At 60.4% G+C, this 18,236-nt stretch carries 13 protein-coding genes; 3 read left to right on the forward strand and 10 right to left on the reverse strand.

The genetic code is table 11. The features are described from left to right. Positions 1-56 precede the first annotated feature (56 nt). From M0808_RS08155 to M0808_RS08170, 4 genes are all read right to left on the reverse strand, one after another. Positions 57-1,235, reverse strand: coding sequence for a PepSY domain-containing protein (locus M0808_RS08155; protein WP_247840650.1), 1,179 nt, complete (start codon positions 1,233-1,235; stop codon positions 57-59). A gap of 75 nt (positions 1,236-1,310) precedes the next feature. Further along, entirely contained in the window at positions 1,311-3,812 is a 2,502-nt protein-coding gene (locus M0808_RS08160; protein ID WP_247840652.1) for a TonB-dependent siderophore receptor, read from the reverse strand. Between the two features lie 87 nt (positions 3,813-3,899). After that, a complete protein-coding gene (locus M0808_RS08165) occupies positions 3,900-4,901 on the reverse strand; it encodes a FecR family protein (protein WP_247840654.1) in 1,002 nt (333 codons plus the stop codon). Next, positions 4,901-5,401 (reverse strand): sigma-70 family RNA polymerase sigma factor, encoded by a 501-nt coding sequence (locus tag M0808_RS08170; protein WP_098966527.1) that lies wholly within the window; start codon positions 5,399-5,401, stop codon positions 4,901-4,903. Before M0808_RS08170 ends, M0808_RS08165 begins: the two co-directional genes overlap by 1 nt. A 311-nt stretch (positions 5,402-5,712) precedes the next feature. On the opposite strand from M0808_RS08170, the gene M0808_RS08175 reads away from it, so the two are divergent. Beyond that, complete coding sequence (locus M0808_RS08175; protein ID WP_247840656.1) at positions 5,713-7,593, forward strand: methyl-accepting chemotaxis protein; 1,881 nt, start codon at positions 5,713-5,715, stop codon at positions 7,591-7,593. Between the two features lie 146 nt (positions 7,594-7,739). Here the strand turns inward: M0808_RS08175 and M0808_RS08180 are convergent, their stop codons facing one another. The 5 genes from M0808_RS08180 to M0808_RS08200 all read right to left on the reverse strand — a co-directional run bounded on the left by M0808_RS08180 (position 7,740) and on the right by M0808_RS08200 (position 14,818). After that, the gene (locus M0808_RS08180; RefSeq protein WP_097086764.1) at positions 7,740-8,207 is read right to left on the reverse strand and encodes an SRPBCC family protein; all 468 of its coding nucleotides are present in this window, start codon (positions 8,205-8,207) and stop codon (positions 7,740-7,742) included. A gap of 23 nt (positions 8,208-8,230) precedes the next feature. Next, positions 8,231-11,623, reverse strand: coding sequence for an amino acid adenylation domain-containing protein (locus tag M0808_RS08185; protein ID WP_247840658.1), 3,393 nt, complete (start codon positions 11,621-11,623; stop codon positions 8,231-8,233). A 13-nt stretch (positions 11,624-11,636) separates the two neighbouring features. Next, on the reverse strand, positions 11,637-12,566 hold the full coding sequence (locus M0808_RS08190; RefSeq protein WP_225136982.1) for a diiron oxygenase: 930 nt from the start codon (positions 12,564-12,566) through the stop codon (positions 11,637-11,639). Beyond that, positions 12,563-13,339 (reverse strand): DUF3050 domain-containing protein, encoded by a 777-nt coding sequence (locus tag M0808_RS08195; protein ID WP_247840660.1) that lies wholly within the window; start codon positions 13,337-13,339, stop codon positions 12,563-12,565. Before M0808_RS08195 ends, M0808_RS08190 begins: the two co-directional genes overlap by 4 nt. 768 nt (positions 13,340-14,107) lie before the next feature. Beyond that, positions 14,108-14,818 carry a GntR family transcriptional regulator gene (locus M0808_RS08200; protein ID WP_247840662.1) on the reverse strand — a complete coding sequence of 237 codons (711 nt, stop codon included), beginning with the start codon at positions 14,816-14,818 and terminating at the stop codon, positions 14,108-14,110. A 196-nt stretch (positions 14,819-15,014) separates the two neighbouring features. Here M0808_RS08200 and lapG point away from each other — a divergent pair, with 196 nt between their 5' ends. Next, a complete protein-coding gene (gene lapG, locus M0808_RS08205) occupies positions 15,015-15,707 on the forward strand; it encodes a cysteine protease LapG (RefSeq protein ID WP_007962016.1) in 693 nt (230 codons plus the stop codon). 14 nt (positions 15,708-15,721) lie between these two features. After that, positions 15,722-17,668 (forward strand): cyclic di-GMP receptor LapD, encoded by a 1,947-nt coding sequence (gene lapD / locus M0808_RS08210; RefSeq protein ID WP_139053425.1) that lies wholly within the window; start codon positions 15,722-15,724, stop codon positions 17,666-17,668. 127 nt (positions 17,669-17,795) lie between these two features. Here the strand turns inward: lapD and M0808_RS08215 are convergent, their stop codons facing one another. Further along, complete coding sequence (locus tag M0808_RS08215) at positions 17,796-18,134, reverse strand: tryptophan synthase subunit beta (protein WP_098966540.1); 339 nt, start codon at positions 18,132-18,134, stop codon at positions 17,796-17,798. Positions 18,135-18,236 lie beyond the last annotated feature (102 nt).

Raw genomic sequence — 18,236 nt, forward strand, 5'->3', positions numbered from 1 at the left:
AGAACCCCTGTCTGCTAACGCAGCCAGGGGTTTTGTCGTTTCAGGGCTCCCAAAACTCAGGCCGCTTTGCGAGCCTTGCTGATGCGCCGGGCCTGCCACTTGCGCCACCAGATGTAGACGCCAGTCCCTGACAGCCCCGCAATCACAACACCCAATACCGCGATGATCACTTGCCCGGTGAAGCCGATGATCCGTCCGCCATGTATCGGTAGTTGCAAGCGGTAAAACCGTTCCCCCAGTGTCCCTTGTCCGGCAATTTCCTGACCTAATAATCGCCCGTCAGTACCGTGGAAAAACAACCAGGACTTGCCATGCGCTTGAGTGTCGTGATGCCCGAATCCTGCGCCGTAGAAGTTGTACTCAAAGCTGTAATACAACTCCCTGATCGCCGCTGTCAGTCCTAACCTCTTCCCCTCGACCAATGCCCTTTCGTACGCCTGTTGATAACTCAACTGTGTCACCCCCAACTCAGATGGAGGCATTCGCCCTCGAGCCTCATAAACGCTCGGCTCGATCGGTGAAAGCAGCGACACCGCCGGTTTGAAGACCTGACTGGGCAAGTTCATCGCGACACTGCTGACCGCAATCGGTAGCAACAACAACCACAGCCACAATCCACCGGCCCGATGCAGATCGAAGTTGAGTCGATAAACGTGGCCGCCCTTGATCTTCCAGGCCGCCGACCACTTTTTCCAGAACGGCTTGCCACGAGGAAACGTCAGCCACAGCGCGATGAAACAATCGATCACCCAGGCGCTGGCAACCAGCCCCATCAACCACAAGCCCCAGTTTCCGGGCAGCGTCAAGTTGTAATGAAACTCAAGAATGAACGGAATGAAGTTCTCCCGGGAAAAGCAGCACTCGCCCCAGTAACGTTGCCCTTTCTGCTCGGCACTCACCGGGTCCAGGTAGAACACCTGATTGCGCTCATCAAACGGTTTGCCCGTCGCCGGATCCTTACGTGGAACAGCTGCCAATAGCGCGGTATGCCCCAACTCGTCCGGATACTCCATGTACCAGACCTGCAGCTTCGGATGCGTGGTCTGCACAGCGTCGACCAACGCCCCGGGAGGCAATCTTTGCCCCTCAGATGAGGCCGCGTAGAACTTCGGATTCAGCCACTCATCCAGCTCATGATTAAACGCCAGAATGCTCCCGGTGATCCCAGCCAGCAGTAAAAATACCGCTGTTGCCAGCCCGATATAGCGATGCAACAACACCAACAATGCGCGCATGAGAATTTCCCCACAGAAGCGACAAAGCCAGCCCCTGAAAACAGGGGCTGGCTTTTTTATGCACAAGGCAAAGGTTTAGAACTGGTAGCTGACCGTGGCAGCGACGTTGCGCTCTTCGCCCATGTAGCAGAAGTTCAGACTCGCGCAGGAGGCCACGTAGGATTCATTGGTCAGGTTGTTCGCGTTCAGGCGCACGTCGACGCCCTTCAAGCCGACCTTGCCCAGGTCATAACCGATGGATGCGTCGAACAGCGTGTAGGAAGGCACCTTCAGCGTGTTTTCCGCATCCGCCCAGCTGTAACCGACATAACGCACACCACCGCCCAGGCGCAGGCCGTCGAGTGCCGCACTGTCGAATTTGTAGTCGGCCCACAACGAGGCCATGTGCCGCGGTGCCTGAGTTGGCGAGTTGCCCTTGTTCTCGATCACATCGGTCGGCGTGCTCAGGGTGCTGACCATCGACTTCGAATACTCGATATCGGTGAAGGTATAGCTGCCGAGTACTTTCAGGTTGTCGGTCAACTGCATGTGCGCTTCCAGTTCCAGCCCTTGCGAACGGACAGCGCCTACCGCGCGGTAGAAGTTTTCCTGCGGCAGCTTGGTCGCCAGGTTCTCCTGATCGATGCGGAACAGCGAGGCGGTGAACAGATTGTCGGTGCCCGGCGGCTGATACTTCAGGCCGACTTCCCATTGCGTCCCGTCAGTTGGCGGCAGAGGATTACCGGCGCTGTCGGCATACGAGTTCGGGTTAAACGACTCGGAGTAGCTGATGTACGGCGCCAGGCCGTTATCGAACAGATACAACGCGCCAGCGCGGCCGGTCAGTTTGGTGCGGCGGTCGTTGATTTCCGTGCCCACCGGACGGCCCGCTTCGGCGATACGGTTCTCATCCGACGTCTCGACCCAGTCCTGACGCAGACCCAGTGAAAACCGCCATTGATCCATCTCGATCAGGTCTTGCAGGTAGACCCCGGTCTGCTCCAGGCGGCGCAGGTAACTTGTGTCGCCGTACATATCGATCGCCGAATTGCCATAGACCGGGTTGAACGCATTGATCGGCCCCAGACCGCCGCTGGTCCAGTCGACCACCGTTTTGCGCCGCTGATAGTCCGCACCCATCAACACGGTGTGCTTGGTGGCACCGGTGAAGAATTCGGCCTGCAGCATGTTGTCGACGATGAACGCATGCAGACGTTCATCGCCGCCGGTGTAGTAGCGGTTCAGTTCGTTGCTGGTTGGCGTCGTCCAGCCATAGGCGTAAACCTGATCCATGTTCACTTTGGAGTCGAGGTAACGGAAGTTCTGCCGCGCTGTGAAGACATCGTTGAAGCGATGTTCGAACTGATAGCCGAACGATTGCTGATCCCGCGAGTAGCCATCAATCCCCGGCTCGCCCTCGAAGAAGTGCGGCGAGATGCGGTTGCCGTTGCGCTGATGAATCGTCCCGTCCGCCGGCACGCCGCCGTGGTAGCCGCCATCCGGATCATGTTGCAGATACGCCTGCAGTGTCAGCGAGGTGTCTTCAGTGAAATCGATACTCAGCGTCGGAGCGAGGGCGAAGCGTTTTTCCTTGTTGTGGTCGAATTGTGTGTCGGACTGATCCGTCAAACCGGTCAGACGATAGGCAATGCGCTTGTCGTCATCGACCGGGCCGCTGAAGTCAAAACCGACCCCGCGCTGACCTTGGGTACCGACCGTGGCCTGAACCTGATGATAGGCCTCGTACAACGGCTTTTTGCTGGTCAGCGCCACCAGGCCACCGGGCGAACTGCGGCCATACAAGACCGACGACGGCCCTTTGAGAATATCCACGCGCTCGAGGAAATACGGATCGACCTGCATGGTGCTGTAGGTGCCGCTGTCGCCCATCGACTTGAGGCCGTCGAGGTAGATGTTATCCACCGAGCCATCGTTGAAGCCGCGCATCGCCACATAGTCGTAGCGATGGGTCGCCCCGTAAGGGTTGGTCAGCACGCCGGGGGTATAACGCATCGCCTGGGAGACGGTCTGCGAGCCTTGATCGTCCATTTGCTCGCGGGTGACCACGGACACGCTTTGCGAAGTTTCCAGCAACGCAGTACTGGTCTTGGTGGCGATCTGGCTGTGGGTGGCGTTATAGCCTTCCATGCTGCCGAGTGCGTTGCCGAGGGCGAAACCTTTGATATCGGTGGTTGGCAGTGCCAGCGCATCGGTTTCACTGACAGGACGCAGGACGTAGCTGCTGGCGTCCTGGCTGACTGCTTCCAGGCCCGAACCGCTGAGCAAATGGCTCAACGCCTGATCAGTTGAATATTCGCCCTGTACGCCCGGAGACTGTTGTCCCTGCGTTTGCTGCGGAGTCATCGCCAGGGTAATGCCGGCCTGACGGGCAAACTGGTTCAGCGCTTCGCCCAGCGGGCCGGCGCCGATGCTGTAGCGATGACTGCTCGCTTCACTGGCAGGGGCGGCGACGCTCAGGCCGGGCAGCGCACCGGCACCCAGAACGGTGGACAGCAGGGCGGCGCGAACGGCGTGGCGCAGCAGACCCGATTCGGCAGTGAAATTCAGCGGTTTCTTACAGGTGAGGCGGACAGTCATTGTCGGTTTCCGTGGCAAGTCGCAAAGGCTGAGTTGAAGTGCTTACTGACCAAGCCGGACTTGTCGCGAAAACCCGCCAAAATAATTTCAGGCCACCGCCTCGAGTGTGACCCACCATCGGGTGCGATAACGCAATTGCACCGGCAGGGTCTGCGGCAGGATGGCCAGCAACTTGTCGGTGTCCTCCAGCCGGAACACTCCGGACAGGCGCAAGTCCGCCACCTGCGGCGCGCACGTCACAAAGCCCTGACGATAACGCCCGACTTCATTGAGGAAATCGCCCAGGCGCATATTGCGGGTCACAATCAAACCATCGGCCCACGCGCCCACGTCCATATCCAGTGGCGCTGCCGGGCGCACCTGATGATGATCGATCAGATAGGTCTGCCCCGCGAGCGCCTCGACGGAGGTTGCGCCGCTGCGGATGGCGACGCTCCCGGAGCTGACGGTGAGCCGTGTGCAATCGCTGTCCTGACGCAGGATGAAGCGGGCTTTTATCGGCTCATAAATACCATGACGACTTTGCACGCGAAGTGGCCGGTTGAACGTCGCGCCTTCATCGTTACCGCCGCATGTGACGATGATTTCGCCGCGAGTGAGTTTGATCAGCCGCTGCTGCGCGGTGTAGTCCAGATCCACTGAGCTGGCAGTGTTCAGCTCGATCCGCGTGCCGTCGGGCAACTGGAAGCCGCGACGCTCGCCGGTCGCTGTAGCGTAGTCGGCGCGCCACTGCAGCCAGACGGAGGTGTCCTTGGCCAGCCATGCGGCGGAACCCATCAGCACCGCGCCGGACAGCAGCTTCAAGGCTTGTCGTCGCCCCAGCCCTTGCGCACTGTTTTCCAGCGTATTGAACGCCACGTGCGCGCCGGGCACTGCGCGCAGGTTATGGCTCAATTCCGCCTGCAGCGACTGCACGCGCTGCCAGGCCAGTTCATGTTCATGATGTTCGGCGCGCCACGCGTCGCACTGATGACTCAGGCGCGCATTGCCATGGTTGTTGCGCAGCCGCAGCAACCAGTGGATGGCTTGCTTGACCACCTGTTGCTGCGGCTCGGCGCGGCGCGCGACTGAGTTGTTATCCACAGGCATCAACTTGCGTACCGCAACACGTAGCAGTGATACAGCGCATCGGCGACGTAACGTTCGACTGAACGCAGTGACAAGCCCATCTGCGCGGCGATCTGCTTGTGGGTCAAACCTTCGCACTGCGCCAGCAGAAACGCCTGACGCACTTTCGGTCGCAAGCCTTCAAGCATGCGCGCGATGCTCTCGAGCAACTCGATTACCAGCGCGCGGGTTTCGGCGCTTGGGGTTTCGGCTTCGGGCAAATGGGCGATGGTTTCGAGATAGGCGCGTTCGATTTCTTCACGACGCCAATGATCGATCACCAGGCCACGGGCGATGGTTCGTAAAAATGCGCGAGGCGCCTTGAGTTCCAGGCGTTCGCTGCGCTGCAACAGGCGGACGAAGGTGTCCTGGGCCAGATCTGCGGCATCCGCGGCATTGCCCAGCCGCGCCCGCAGCCAGGCGTTGAGCCAGCCGTGATGACTCCTGTAAAGCGCCTGCACTGCAAACTCAGGTGAGGACATGAACGCGACAGCCCGAACGTCACAAATGATAATTAGTCGCATTTTTATCAGGGGCTGCGAATTTTGCAACCTCTGCTCGGAGATCCAGCAAAAAAACTTCGTGGCGAACGCTCTGGCACGCCGTTCGGCGGGAATCTGACAGAAATGCAGGCCATTTCCCACGCAGCCCTAAGATTTCCGTGAATGGTGCCGACAGACTGGTGAGACATGCGTGCACCAAAGTAGAGCGGCCGTCAGAACGCCGCCTGCGCTGTACATGGAATGTTGCATCCCGGAACGCATCCCCACTTTTGCATAAGAAGTCCCATGAAATGAATCTCAAGTTCAGCCATAAAATCCTGTTGGCCGCCTCGGGCGTCGTGGTCCTGGCTTTCGCTTTGTTCACCCTCTACAACGACTATCTGCAGCGCAACACCATTCGCCAGAACCTCCAGTCGTCCGTACAGCAGGCCGGCGATCTGACCGCCAGCAGCGTGCAGAACTGGATGAGCGGGCGAATTCTGGTGCTGGAAAACCTCGCGCAGAACGTTGCCCATCAGGGCAAGGACGCCGACTTCCCGGGGCTGGTCGATCAACCGGCCTTCACCTCGAACTTCCAGTTCACCTACGTCGGTCAGGCCAACGGTGTGTTCACCCAGCGCCCTGACGCGAAGATGCCCGACGGCTACGACCCGCGTCAGCGCCCTTGGTACAAGCAAGCCGTTGCTGCCGACAAAACCATGCTGACCCCGCCGTACATGGCCGCGGTCGGTGGTCTGGTGGTGACCATCGCCATGCCGGTGAAAAAGAATGGCGAGCTGCTGGGTGTGGTCGGTGGTGACCTGAGCCTGGAAACCCTGGTGAAGATCATCAACTCGGTGGACTTCGGCGGCCTCGGCCACGCATTCCTGGTCAGCGGTGACGGTCAAGTGATCGTCAGCCCGGACAAAGACCAGGTGATGAAGAACCTCAAGGACATCTACCCGAATTCCGGCGTGCGCATCGAGAAGGGCAACCAGAACGTGGTGCTCAACGGCCAGGAACGCATCCTGTCGTTCACTCCGGTCAGCGGTTTGCCGAATGCCGATTGGTACATCGGTCTGTCGATCGATCGTGACAAGGCCTACGCCGCCCTCAGCCAATTCCGTACTTCGGCGCTGATTGCGATGTTCGTCGCGGTCGCGGCGATTGCGCTGCTGCTGAGCCTGCTGATCAACGTCCTGATGCGTCCGCTGACCACCATGGGCCGCGCGATGCAGGACATCGCTCAAGGCGAAGGCGACCTGACCCGGCGTCTGGTCGTGGCAGGCAAGGATGAGTTCGCCGAACTGGGCAGCGCGTTCAACCAGTTCGTCGAGCGTATTCACGCGTCGATTTCCGAAGTGTCGTCTGCTACCCGTCACGTGCACGACCTGTCGCAACGGGTAATGGCCTCGTCCAACGCCTCGATCATCGGTTCCGACGAACAAAGCGCTCGCACCAACAGTGTCGCCGCAGCGATCAACCAGTTGGGCGCCGCCACTCAGGAAATCGCCCGCAACGCCGCCGATGCGTCGCAGCACGCCAGCGGCGCGAGCGAGCAGGCCGATGACGGTCGTCAGGTGGTCGAGCAGACCATTCAGGCGATGACCGAGCTGTCGCAGAAGATCAGCCTGTCATGCACCCAGATCGAAACCCTGAATGCCAGCACCGACAACATCGGCCACATCCTCGATGTGATCAAAGGCATCTCGCAGCAGACCAACCTGCTGGCGCTCAACGCGGCGATTGAAGCGGCCCGTGCCGGTGAAGCCGGACGCGGTTTTGCGGTGGTCGCGGACGAAGTGCGTAACCTCGCCCATCGCACTCAGGAATCGGCGGAAGAGATCCACAAAATGATCACTTCGTTGCAGGTCGGTTCGCGTGAAGCGGTGACCACCATGAACGCCAGTCAGGCGTCCAGCGAAGAGAGCGTGGAAGTGGCCAATCAGGCCGGTCTGCGCCTGGTCAGCGTGACCCAGCGCATCGGCGAAATCGACGGCATGAACCAGTCGGTGGCCGCGGCGACCGAAGAGCAGACGGCGGTGGTGGAAACCCTCAACGTCGACGTCAATCAGATCAACCTGCTGAACCAGCAGAGCGTCGCCAACCTCAATGAAACGTTGAAGGATTGTGATGCGTTGTCGCAGCAGGCCAACCGCCTGAAGCAGTTGGTGGACAGCTTCAAGATCTGATCCGCAGATTGAAGACCGCGTTATCGTTCTTCGCGAGCAAGCCCGCTCCCACAGGTTGACCGTGTTCCTCTTGAAGGAATGCGATCAAAATGTGGGAGCGGGCTTGCTCGCGAAGGCGGTAGTTCAGTCACCGCCAAACTGAAGCCTTATACAAACAGCTTCAGCACATTCCCCATCGCATCATCGGCAAACCCCTGCACGAAATCCTTGAATCCCGGCAGCGCCTCGGTACCTCCGCTGGCCGGCTCGGCAATGATCGTCCAGGTCGCCCGCGACTTGCCCGCCCCCAAAGATTCCACGTTCATCGCCGCCCACAAATTCGCCACGCCCAGCGTGTTGTAGATCGTGGTCCAGGTCATGGCGCGTGCCTGCTCATCGCGTGAGTTGAGTTGTTCGACCACCACGTTGCCGTCCTTGAAGAATTTCTTGCGCAGCGAAGACACGCCGTCGCCGGTCATTTCGATGTGCGACAGCGCCGGAATAAAGCGGTCGAAGCCAGCGAAATTGCCGACCACCGCCCAGACCTGCGCCGCGTCCGCCGGCACTTCCACCGACGACACAACGTGGCAGCCGTGCGGGTTTTTGATCAGGGTGTCGGGTTGCAGATTGCTCATGGTGTTGCTCCTTTTTGGGTGAACTAGATGAAGTTGATCTGTTTCAGGTAATCGCAGCCGCGACGCAGCAGCGCCGGGGATTTTTCCGGGTAGTGCGCGCCCATCTGTTGCACGCCGGCTTCAGCGTTGGCGTGGCCGATCAGGGAGATGTCGCCGATGTCCTCCTCGAAGCCGTTGAGGTAGAAACCGAGCACGCCGAACAGCGCGTTGTCGGCATCGACCCGGCCCAGTTGCTGCTGCCAGTCGGCGACGCTGACCAGCGAGAATTCGCTGCCGGTTTCGCGGAACGAAGCGACGTAGGCATCCCAACTCAGCGGCTCGGGGTTGTGCAGGTTGAACACCGCACGCTCGGTCGAATAACGGCTGGCGTGGAAGGCGATGAAGCGGGCGAGAAAGTCCACCGGCATCAGGTCGAAATTCAGCGCGAAGGCCGGCACCTGACCGAGCTGGATCGAGCCTTTGAGCATCAGCATCAAACGGTTTTTGTGCGGCTGGCAGACGCCGCTCAGGCTGTTGAAACTGATGTTGCCGGGGCGATACAGGTTGACCCACACCCCCCGCTCGCGCGCCCGTTCGAGGACGCGTTCGCCGACCCACTTCGACAGGTTGTAGCCGTTGCGGATGTAGATCGGCGGGGTCGGCGCGGCAGGCAATTCGAGTACTCGGCCTTCGCCATCGACGGTGCTTGAAGCGGACAGCGTCGAGACAAAGTTGAAGACCTTTTTGCTGCGTCCTTCACACAGGCGCAGCAGCTCGAAAATCGGCTCGACGTTATCCGCTGCCAGCGACTCGTAATCGAGCACGTGGTTGACGTTGGCGGCGTTGTGCACCAGTGCGCCGAACTCGCGATCGAGGCGCTGATAATCGTCGTCGGTCAGGCCCAGTTGCGGGCGGGTGAGGTCTGCCGAATAGATCCGCACCCGACTCAGATCCAGGTGCTCGAGGCGGTTCTCACGCAGCGCCTGAGCAAACCGCTGCGCCGCGGTTTGCCCGCCGCCGTCACGCACCAGACACGCCACCTCGCTGGCGCCCCAACCGAGCAGCGCTTCGACGATGTGCACGCCGACAAAACTGTTGGCGCCGGTGACGATCACCTTGTGCACATCGCCCAGGCGACTGATCGGCAGCGGCTCGATGTTCAGCGGGCGCTCGGCGTCGGCCATGGCTTGGGCGCTGAGCACCGCGCTGTCATCGGTGCCGCGTACCAGCGTCGCGAGTTTGATGATGGTCGGCAGCTCGATGAAGCGGTTGATCGAGATGCTGCGCCCGAATTCCTCACGCAAGCGCAGCAACATCCGCGACAGCAGAATCGAATGCCCACCGAGGTTGAAGAAACTCTCGTCGGTGGAAATATCGCTGCTCGGCAGCTCCAGCAGTTCCGCCCAGATCTCCAGCAGCAGCGCTTCGTCGGCGTTTGCCGGCAGGCATTTCGGGCCGCTGTCCTGCACGCTCACCGGCAGCTCCAGCAACGCCTTGCGGTCGACCTTACCGTTGCTGGCGAAGGGCATGTGCGCCAGTTCAGTCCACGCCACCGGTTGCATGTAGTCCGGCAGAAACTGCTGGGCATGCGCTCTCAATTGATCGCGGGCAGCGTCCGACTGCGGCTGCGCAAGGAACGCCAGAATCCGCCGCTGGTTGTCGATTACTACCGCCACCTGACGGTACAACTGGCTCTCGCGCAGGCAGCGCTCGATCTCTTCCGGCTCGACCCGGAAACCACGAATTTTCACCTGATTGTCACGCCGTCCGCACAGCTCGATCCCGTGTTCGCCCCACTTGGCCATGTCGCCGCTGCGGTAGGCACGCAAGGTCTCGCCGTGCGGCAGTTGCAGGGTCAGATAACGCTCGGCGGTCTGCTGCGGATTGTTCAGATAACCGAGGCAGACGCCGGGGCCGACGATGAACAATTCGCCTACGGTGTGCTCCGGCACCGGTTGCAGGTTGTCGTCGAGAATCAGCACCTGACTGTTGGCAATCGGTGCGCCAAGAGTGCGGTTGCTGTCACCCGGATGCAGTTGCCGGGCGGTAATCAGCACCGTCGCTTCGGTGGGGCCGTAGAGGTTGTGCAGCTTCCCCTGGCGGGTCAATTGCTCGATGACGAAAGGCTCGCAGACGTCGCCACCGGTCATCACCTCCACGCCTTGCAGTTGCTCCAGCGGCAGGATGCTCAGCAGTGCCGGCGGCAGGAACGCGTGGGTCAGTTGCCGGCGGCGGATCAGCGCCACCAGTTGCAGCGGATCGCGGCGCTGGGTGTCATCCGGTACCACCAGTTCGGCGCCCTGCAGCAGCGTCGGAAAGATATCGATAAGCGATGAGTCGAAGCTCAGTGAAGAGAACTGCAACACCCGGCTTTCGGCGCGCAATTGCACGTAATCGGCGTACCACGCGGTAAGGTGCGCGAGGTTCGCCTGGCTCAGCAGTACACCCTTCGGATGCCCGGTGGTGCCGGAGGTGTAGAGCGCCATGCACGGTGCTTCAAGCGTCGGCCGTTGACGCATCAACGGTTGGCTGAGATCGGCGTCGGCACTGTCGATATGACTGACATCCAACCCGGGCATCGACTCACCGAGCGGATGCTCGCCGTCGTGCAGCAACAACACCGCGCCGGCGTTTTGCAGGATGTATTGCTGGCGCTGCAACGGATGGCTCGGCTCGAGCGGCAGATACACTGCGCCACTGCCGAGCACCGCCAGAATCGAGGCGAACAGCGCCGGGCTTTTCGGCTGGCAGATACCCACGATCCACGGCTGCGGATGCTGCTCTAGCAGTGGCTGCAGACGTTGCTGGATCGCACGGCTGTGCGCGTGCAACTGGCGATAGCTGAGCGACTGCTCGACCAGGTGCAGCGCCGGCCGCTCGGCGTGTTCGATCAGGCTGCGTTGCAGGCGTTCGATCAACGGCGTCTGCGCCTGTTGCAACAATGCCGGATGCGTCGTGGCGTTGAGGCGATGGACGTAAGCCAGACTGTCGAGAAACGACAGGTCCTCCACCTGTTCGAAGTCCGGCGCGGTAGCTGGCAATGCCTGCTGAAAATACTCGGCATCGCGGGAGAAACGGCTGACCAGCAGCGCGACTTCGTCGACCACCTGCGTCAGCACTCGCTGGCGCAGTGCCTGACCGTTGCCGGACGGCTCCTCGCCAATCGGCACGCGGCTGATCAGTGACGAGCCGATGAAACACAGCAGGTCGAGTGTCGGCAAACCACCAATGCTTTGCCTTCCGATACCCAGGCGCAGATGCAGGTGGGGGATTGCACAGCGATCGCCGGCGCCGATGAAGCCATCGTCGATGATCAGATCCACTGTCGATTGCGCGGCGCCGCTGCGCATCAATGAGTGACCGTGTTGTTCGAGTTCCTGCGCCAGGTCGGTCATGGCCTGGCTGGCGCCAATCAATAAAATGTCGAGACGTCTCATGTCGGCCTCCTCATCAAACCAGATAGTCACGCAGGGCGTGCTGCACGCACGGCGTGTCGAGCAGCGAGCTGTTGTGGAAAAAGCGCACGATGTTGCCCACCAGCGGATGGTGGCGATTGATCGGGAACGCCAGCCCGGCCATTTCGTCCTTGAGTGAGCGGCGGATCGCATCACTGACCGGCAAGGCGTCGATCAGTCGCAGATCGAAGGACTTCTGGATGTCGTTGGTCAGGTAATGGCCGATGAACACCGGCAGGATCTGCGCGATGGTTTCCCGGTCCGCGTCGTTGGCTGTGTGCCAATAGATGCGCACCATGCGCGCCCAGAAACTGGAGTGCCGGCCCTCGTCGAGCAGGTGATCGGCCATCAGCCCTTTGATCGACGGCTTGACCGTATCGTCCCGGGCGAATGCGGCAACGTCGCCGGTCACGGTGTTCTCGGCGATGGCCACGCAGATCAGTTCCACGGCGCTGCGCAGGTGTTCGGGCGCCAGTGCCACAGCGGCAGGAATTGCCCGGCTCAATTCGATTTCAGTGGGCAGTTCGATCGGCTCGATGCCGGTCATGGCCACGGTCTGCTGCATGAAGTCCATCGCCACCAGCGCGTGGTAATCCTCGTCCACCACCACGGTCATGGCGTCGTAGCGACAGGCGAACGGGAAGGGTACGGCGAAGCGATTCTTGGCGATGGCGCGGGCGGTCTGGTCGACGATTTCGGTTTCGAAAATCACCACGTCGTTGATGAACTTGTACAGCGTCTGCACCAGGGCGAAATCACGCTGCTGCGGGCATTCGCGCAGGAAGGTTTCGCTGAGCACCAGCGGCTGGCGGCTCAGCGGATAGATCAGGCGCTCATCGTCTTCCAGAACACGCCGTGGCCGGGTGCGGATGGTGGCGCGGGTTTCCCAGGCGTCGGCGAAGGATTGGTAATCGGCGGCGTTCATTGGGCCACCTCCGCCAAGGGCTCGCGCATGCTCAGACGCAAGCCGTCCCACAGGGCGATGCGGCTTTCCACCGCCGCGATGGCGCTGGCATAGACCTCGGCTTCACGTTGCGGATCGCCGTCGACCAGACGTTCAAGCAGTTGCTCTGCCGCCGGGCCGTGATCTTCGGAGTCGACCTCGATGTGGCGCTCCAGGTAATAGCGAAAGGTGGGTGCCTGTTCGATGCCGATCCCCCAGTCATCGAGGATGCGCTGGAACATCGTCGGGATCACGCTCTCGCGACCATGCAGGAACGCGGCAGCAACGCTGTGGCCTGGCGCATGCAGTGCGGTGTACAGCGTCTCGCGAACAAATTTTGCTGCTGCCGGATCCACTTCGACGCTTTGCAAGGCGACGTCGTAACTCACGCCTTCCTGTTGCAGCGCGACAAACCGTTCGACCGCCGTGGTGCTCGCACCGACTTCGCGCATGGCGTCCAGGTACAGCTCGAAATGGCTGTAATGGCCGTGGGCGGGACGATCATCGGACTCTTCGCCAAGCACGATCTCGTTGATCAGCCGCGCAGCATGCGGATCGCGTGGCGGTAACCATGGCAGCCGTGTACAGGTCAGTTCCTGTTGCAGGCGCTTGGTCAGCGACATGAAATCCCACACGGCGAAGACGTGGGATTCCATGAACCGGCGCAGTACCGATAACGAATCGATCTCGGTAAAGATCGGGTGAACGCTCAATTGCGCTTTTTTCAGGGCGAGTTGTTCTTTAGTTGGCATCATGGCGAACCTCGGTGTTATTGGAATAGAGGGAGTTGCTCGTTCAGTGCATCAACATGGACTTGATAAGTTTGAAATGTTTTCTATTGGCGAACGCGGGCCTCATTCGGATTAATGAAAGTTTGCAAAGTGCATGAAAGGCTCTCGACCATGCTTTGGCGAATATTTGCCAAAGCTATTGGCTGACTGCGGAGCCGTGCCGTGTTTGCAGGTAGAACCTGCTCGGCGAGGAAAAGCTAATACATCGTCAAATAACTTAACAAGTTTATTTTTAATTATTTTTAGTTGTGTGTTTTTCAAGTATGAGTCGGCCCGGTAAAACTTTTTGTTTAAGTTTTACTTGGGCGTAGTTGCTCCTTTCGGCAAATAATGGCCAAAATTGAAGACAAGAGTGAATGCCTCACTCAAAGCAACTTTAAGAAGCGGAAATTGAATGTGATGTATAGGAATGAAAGTGGGCCGGAAACGGCGCCGTAACTTCCCTTTTTCCCGTGGCAAGGCTCCTTCCGTAGGTTCCTGGTGCGGGGACTGCGCCGGCGGTGCGGCGCGTCGCCCGTTCTTCATGGGGTGGCCGTTAAAGAGTGCGGGTAAATTGGCGGGACGGCTATGACCGATTCGTCCGCGCCGAGCCGCAATGGCGGGCTTGCGAGCGCTGGGAGGTTAGAGCGAACACGCGGATCCGCCACCAGGTTTGCGGAGGATCGGGGAGAGGATTTGTAAGCGGGTTATTCGCCGGTCAGGCGCGAAGGCCTGAGACCGGCGTGAAGGGTGTCAGCGCACGGCCTTGCGGTTTTGTCCGGCGGGGCTGGCGAGGAACCGGGTGATCACGTCGACGCCACGGTTGAGGTGATGTGTGAGCAACTTCACCGACAGCTCGACATCGCGCGCGATCACGGCCTGAAGCATGGCGCGGTGATCTTCCTGGGAGAGTTTGCCCAGGCCCATGGCTTCGAGGTTGAAACGCAGAAAGCGCTCCTCCTCGTTGAGGCCGTCTTCGACCAGCCGCAGCAGACGCTTATTCGGTGCCTTGCTGTACAGGGCCATGTGGAACAGACGGTTGAGCCGACCGATTTCGCTGTAGTCGTGCTGGGTTTCGAGTTCTTCGATATAGCCGGCGGCAAGCGCGTGATCGGCGCTGGTCAGCAACGGGATCGACTGGCGCATGGCCTCGGATTCGAGGAGGATCCGCAACTCGTAGGTTTCGGTGGCGTCGCCCTGGATCAGCGGCGCTACAACGGCGCCCTTGTGGGTGGTGACGCTCAGCAGTTCCTGCGCTTCGAGCTGGCGCAGAGCCTCGCGCACCGGCATGCGGCTGACCCCGAACAGGTCGGCCAGATCCTGCTGGCGCAGGGCGGTGCCGCACGGCAAGCGACCGTCAAGGATCGCCGAGCGCAGGGTTTCTTCGATGATCGAGCGGGCAAGGTGTGCGGGAATCGGCCCATCGACTTTGATGCTGTGCAGCGGTTTGGGCTTCTGTGTCACAACTACTCACCCTGAATGACGACGGAATTTGGATCCAAAGACACTAGTGATTGCTCTACAGGTTGTCAAACCATGTAAAGGATTGCTGTCCTGAATGAAGTTTAGCGCGATGGCGATGATCTCATGGTGCCATTGTTTTTTGCCGGGCTAAGCTTCACCATCAAACGCTTTCCTTCCTGCCCCCTGGAAACCTGCTGTGGCGGTACGTTTCGCGATCCCCCGGACTCTGCGCTGGCTAGGCTGCGCACTGTTGCTGGCCGGCGTCATGCTGGGCGGCCTGCATGCCGATTGGGATTTTTCCGCGATCAGCCGCAAGGCTACGGCGCTCTACGGCCCGTTGGGTGCCGGGCAGCAGCGGATCGATGCCTGGCAAAACCTGCTGGCCACGCAGAAACAGGTCAGCGAGATGGAAAAGCTGAAAGTGGTGAACCTGTTTTTCAACAAACAGGTGCGTTATGTAGAAGATATCGATCTGTGGGGGCAGGTCGATTATTGGGAGACGCCCATCGAAGCGTTGTGGAAAGGCGCAGGCGATTGCGAAGACTACGCGATCGCCAAGTATTTCAGCCTGCGCCATCTCGGGGTCTCCAGTGACAAGCTGCGCATCACCTACGTCAAGGCACTGCGCCAGAATCGCGCACACATGGTGCTGACTTACTACGCCACCCCCGATGCCATGCCGCTGGTGCTCGACAGCCTGATCGATCCGATTCAGCCTGCGTCCCAGCGAACCGATTTGCTGCCGGTCTACTCTTTCAATGCTGAAGGTCTGTACCTGCCGGGAGCCAAGGGCAACAAAAAGGTCGGTGACACCAAACGCCTGTCGCGCTGGCAGGATGTGCTGAAGAAAATGCAGGCCGAAGGTTTCCCGGTCGAAACGACTAACTAGGAGCACGCGCTCAGATGTCTTTGTTCAAACAGCTGTTGATCGCTATCTGTCTGTTCCTGGTGGTCGCCTTCACCGGCAGCTTCATGGTCAGTCTGGAGAGCTCGCGCACCCAGTACGTCAACCAGCTGCGCTCCCATGCCCAGGATGCCGCCACGGCGCTGGCGTTGTCGCTGACGCCGAATATCGACGACCCGGCGATGGTCGAGCTGCTGGTCAGCTCGATTTTCGACAGCGGCTATTACGCGAGCATCCGCGTGGTCGATCTCAAGACCGACCAGACCATTGTCGAGCGCAGCGGGATTCCGGCGGTGAGCAATGTGCCTGACTGGTTCGTCAAACTGATCGGCCTGGAGCCGGCCGGTGGCGACGCGCTGGTCAGCCGTGGCTGGGAGCAGGCGGCGCGGGTCGAGGTGGTCAGTCACCCGATGTTTGCCGTGGCCAAGCTGTGGCAGAGCGCGTTGGGCAGCCTCGGCTGGCTGCTGCTGTGCGGCGCGGTCAGTGCAGTGCTCGGCGCGTTGCTGCTGCGCCGGCAATTGCGCCCGCTGGATTACATGGTCAAACAGTCCCACGCCATCGCCCGCCGCGAATTCCTCAGCCTGCCGGAGTTGCCGCGTACCCCGGAACTGCGGCGCGTGGTGCAGGCGATGAACCAGATGGTCGAGAAGCTCAAGGCGCTGTTCCAAGAGCAGGCCGAGCGCAGCGAAAAACTGCGTGCCGAGTCTTATCAGGACAACCTCACGGGGCTTGCCAACCGGCGCTATTTCGAGATGCAACTGCACAACCGCGTGAGCAACCCGGAGCAGGCCAGTTCCGGTTATCTGCTGCTGTTGCGGGTCAAGGATCTGGCTGGGCTCAATCAGCGTCTGGGCGGTCAGCGCACCGATGAATTGTTGAAAGCTGTCGGCGAGCAACTGTCCCGCGAGTGCGCCAAATACCCTGAAACCCAGAACCTCGTCACCCGTATTCGCGGTGGTGAATTCGCCGTGCTGGCGCCGGGACTGGTGCGCGAAGAAGCGCTACAACTGGCGCAGAACCTCGACAGCGCGCTGAGCAGCCTGCACGCCACTGGCGCAACCGATGTGCCGGCCGTGGCTTCCATTGGCCTCGCCCCGTTTGCCCACGGCGATTCACCGCAAGCAGTACTGACCCTGGGCGATCAGGCGCTGGCGCAGGCCGAGGGGCAGGGCGAGCAAAACTGGGCGTGCATCGATCAGAGCCTGGTGGCGGACGTCGGTGACGATCACCACGCCTGGCATCGCTTGCTCGATCAGGCGCTGAATCAGCAGCGTTTCGAACTGTATTTCCAACCGGTGGTGGCCGCTCAGGACACGCAATTGGTGCTGCATTACAAAGTGCTTTCGCGCTTGCTGGATGAACAGGGCCAGACCATCCCGGCCGGGCGTTTCCTGCCGTGGCTCGAGCGTTTTGGCTGGACCGCACGGCTTGACCGCTTGATGCTCGAGCGCGTGCTGGAGCAGATGAAAGGGCATGAGGATTCGCTGGCGCTGAACCTGTCTTCGGCAACCCTGGCCGATCCACAAGCGCTGAACAAAGTGTTCGAGATTCTGCGCGCGCACTCCGACCTCGGCGAGCGCCTGACGCTGGAGATCGGCGAGGAGCAATTGCCGGAGCAAGCGGTGCTGGAGCAGTTGACCCGGCGCCTGCGTGAACTCGGTTTCTCCCTGAGTCTGCAGCGCTTTGGTGGACGCTTCAGCATGATCGGCAACCTGGCGCGGCTGGGGCTGGCGTACTTGAAGATCGATGGCAGTTACATTCGCGCGATCGATCAGGAGAGCGACAAGCGCCTGTTCATCGAGGCGATCCAGCGTGCGGCGCACAGCATCGATCTACCGTTGATTGCCGAGCGGGTGGAGACCGAAGGCGAGTTGTCGGTGATTCGCGAGATGGGCCTGTATGGGGTGCAGGGGCAGTTGTTTGGTGAGCCCACGCCCTGGAAGTAACCTGTTCGTTATTCGTTGTCGGTAAATCAGCCTTCGCGAGCAAGCCCGCTCCCACATTGGAATGCATTTCAAATGTGGGAGCGGGCTTGCTCGCGAAGGGGTCAGTCCGGTCACTGAAGATCGCGGATCAGATCAGCCCGGTCTCTTCGTCGTCGATCAAGTGGCTCAACCCGCCCAGCGCTTCCCGCGCCTGGGTCCGATCCATCAGCTTGGCCTGCGCCGCCGGCGGCAGATCGGTAACGCGGATCACGCCTTTCTGGGTCAGCACCTGAATCAGGTCGTCGAGTACCCGAATCATTTCCAGGTCGCTCTGCTTGAGCTGTTTCAGGCTGGTTTCCACCACTTCATTGGCGAACCAGGCCTGGATTTCATGGCTGTCGGCCGGCAGCGTTTCCGTGGCCTCGGCGTAGGCCGCGGCTTCCACGCGAATCAACAGACCTTGCGCATCGCGTTGCACGTAAAACATTGAGCATCCCTCAGAAAGATCCAGCGTCATGCTGTCAGCAGCATAGGCCAACTGCGCGCGAGTATGCGGGGTGGCGACGAAATCGTCACCGCCGAGTTAGCC

Origin of the sequence: Pseudomonas sp. MWU12-3103b (assembly GCF_023100615.1) — a bacterium.
GTDB classification, from domain to species: Bacteria; Pseudomonadota; Gammaproteobacteria; order Pseudomonadales; family Pseudomonadaceae; genus Aquipseudomonas; species Aquipseudomonas putida_A.

Bases quoted from the DNA above. Each gene is read 5' to 3' on its own strand.
- M0808_RS08215 (WP_098966540.1), bottom strand. From the start codon at position 18,134: ATGTTTTACGTGCAACGCGATGCGCAAGGTCTGTTGATTCGCGTGGAA.
- M0808_RS08195 (WP_247840660.1), bottom strand. From the start codon at position 13,339: ATGATGCCAACTAAAGAACAACTCGCCCTGAAAAAAGCGCAATTGAGC.
- M0808_RS08170 (WP_098966527.1), bottom strand. From the start codon at position 5,401: ATGTCCTCACCTGAGTTTGCAGTGCAGGCGCTTTACAGGAGTCATCAC.
- M0808_RS08180 (WP_097086764.1), bottom strand. From the start codon at position 8,207: ATGAGCAATCTGCAACCCGACACCCTGATCAAAAACCCGCACGGCTGC.
- M0808_RS08175 (WP_247840656.1), top strand. From the start codon at position 5,713: ATGAATCTCAAGTTCAGCCATAAAATCCTGTTGGCCGCCTCGGGCGTC.
- M0808_RS08155 (WP_247840650.1), bottom strand. From the start codon at position 1,235: ATGCGCGCATTGTTGGTGTTGTTGCATCGCTATATCGGGCTGGCAACA.
- M0808_RS08165 (WP_247840654.1), bottom strand. From the start codon at position 4,901: ATGCCTGTGGATAACAACTCAGTCGCGCGCCGCGCCGAGCCGCAGCAA.
- M0808_RS08185 (WP_247840658.1), bottom strand. From the start codon at position 11,623: ATGAGACGTCTCGACATTTTATTGATTGGCGCCAGCCAGGCCATGACC.
- M0808_RS08190 (WP_225136982.1), bottom strand. From the start codon at position 12,566: ATGAACGCCGCCGATTACCAATCCTTCGCCGACGCCTGGGAAACCCGC.
- M0808_RS08160 (WP_247840652.1), bottom strand. From the start codon at position 3,812: ATGACTGTCCGCCTCACCTGTAAGAAACCGCTGAATTTCACTGCCGAA.
- lapD (WP_139053425.1), top strand. From the start codon at position 15,722: ATGTCTTTGTTCAAACAGCTGTTGATCGCTATCTGTCTGTTCCTGGTG.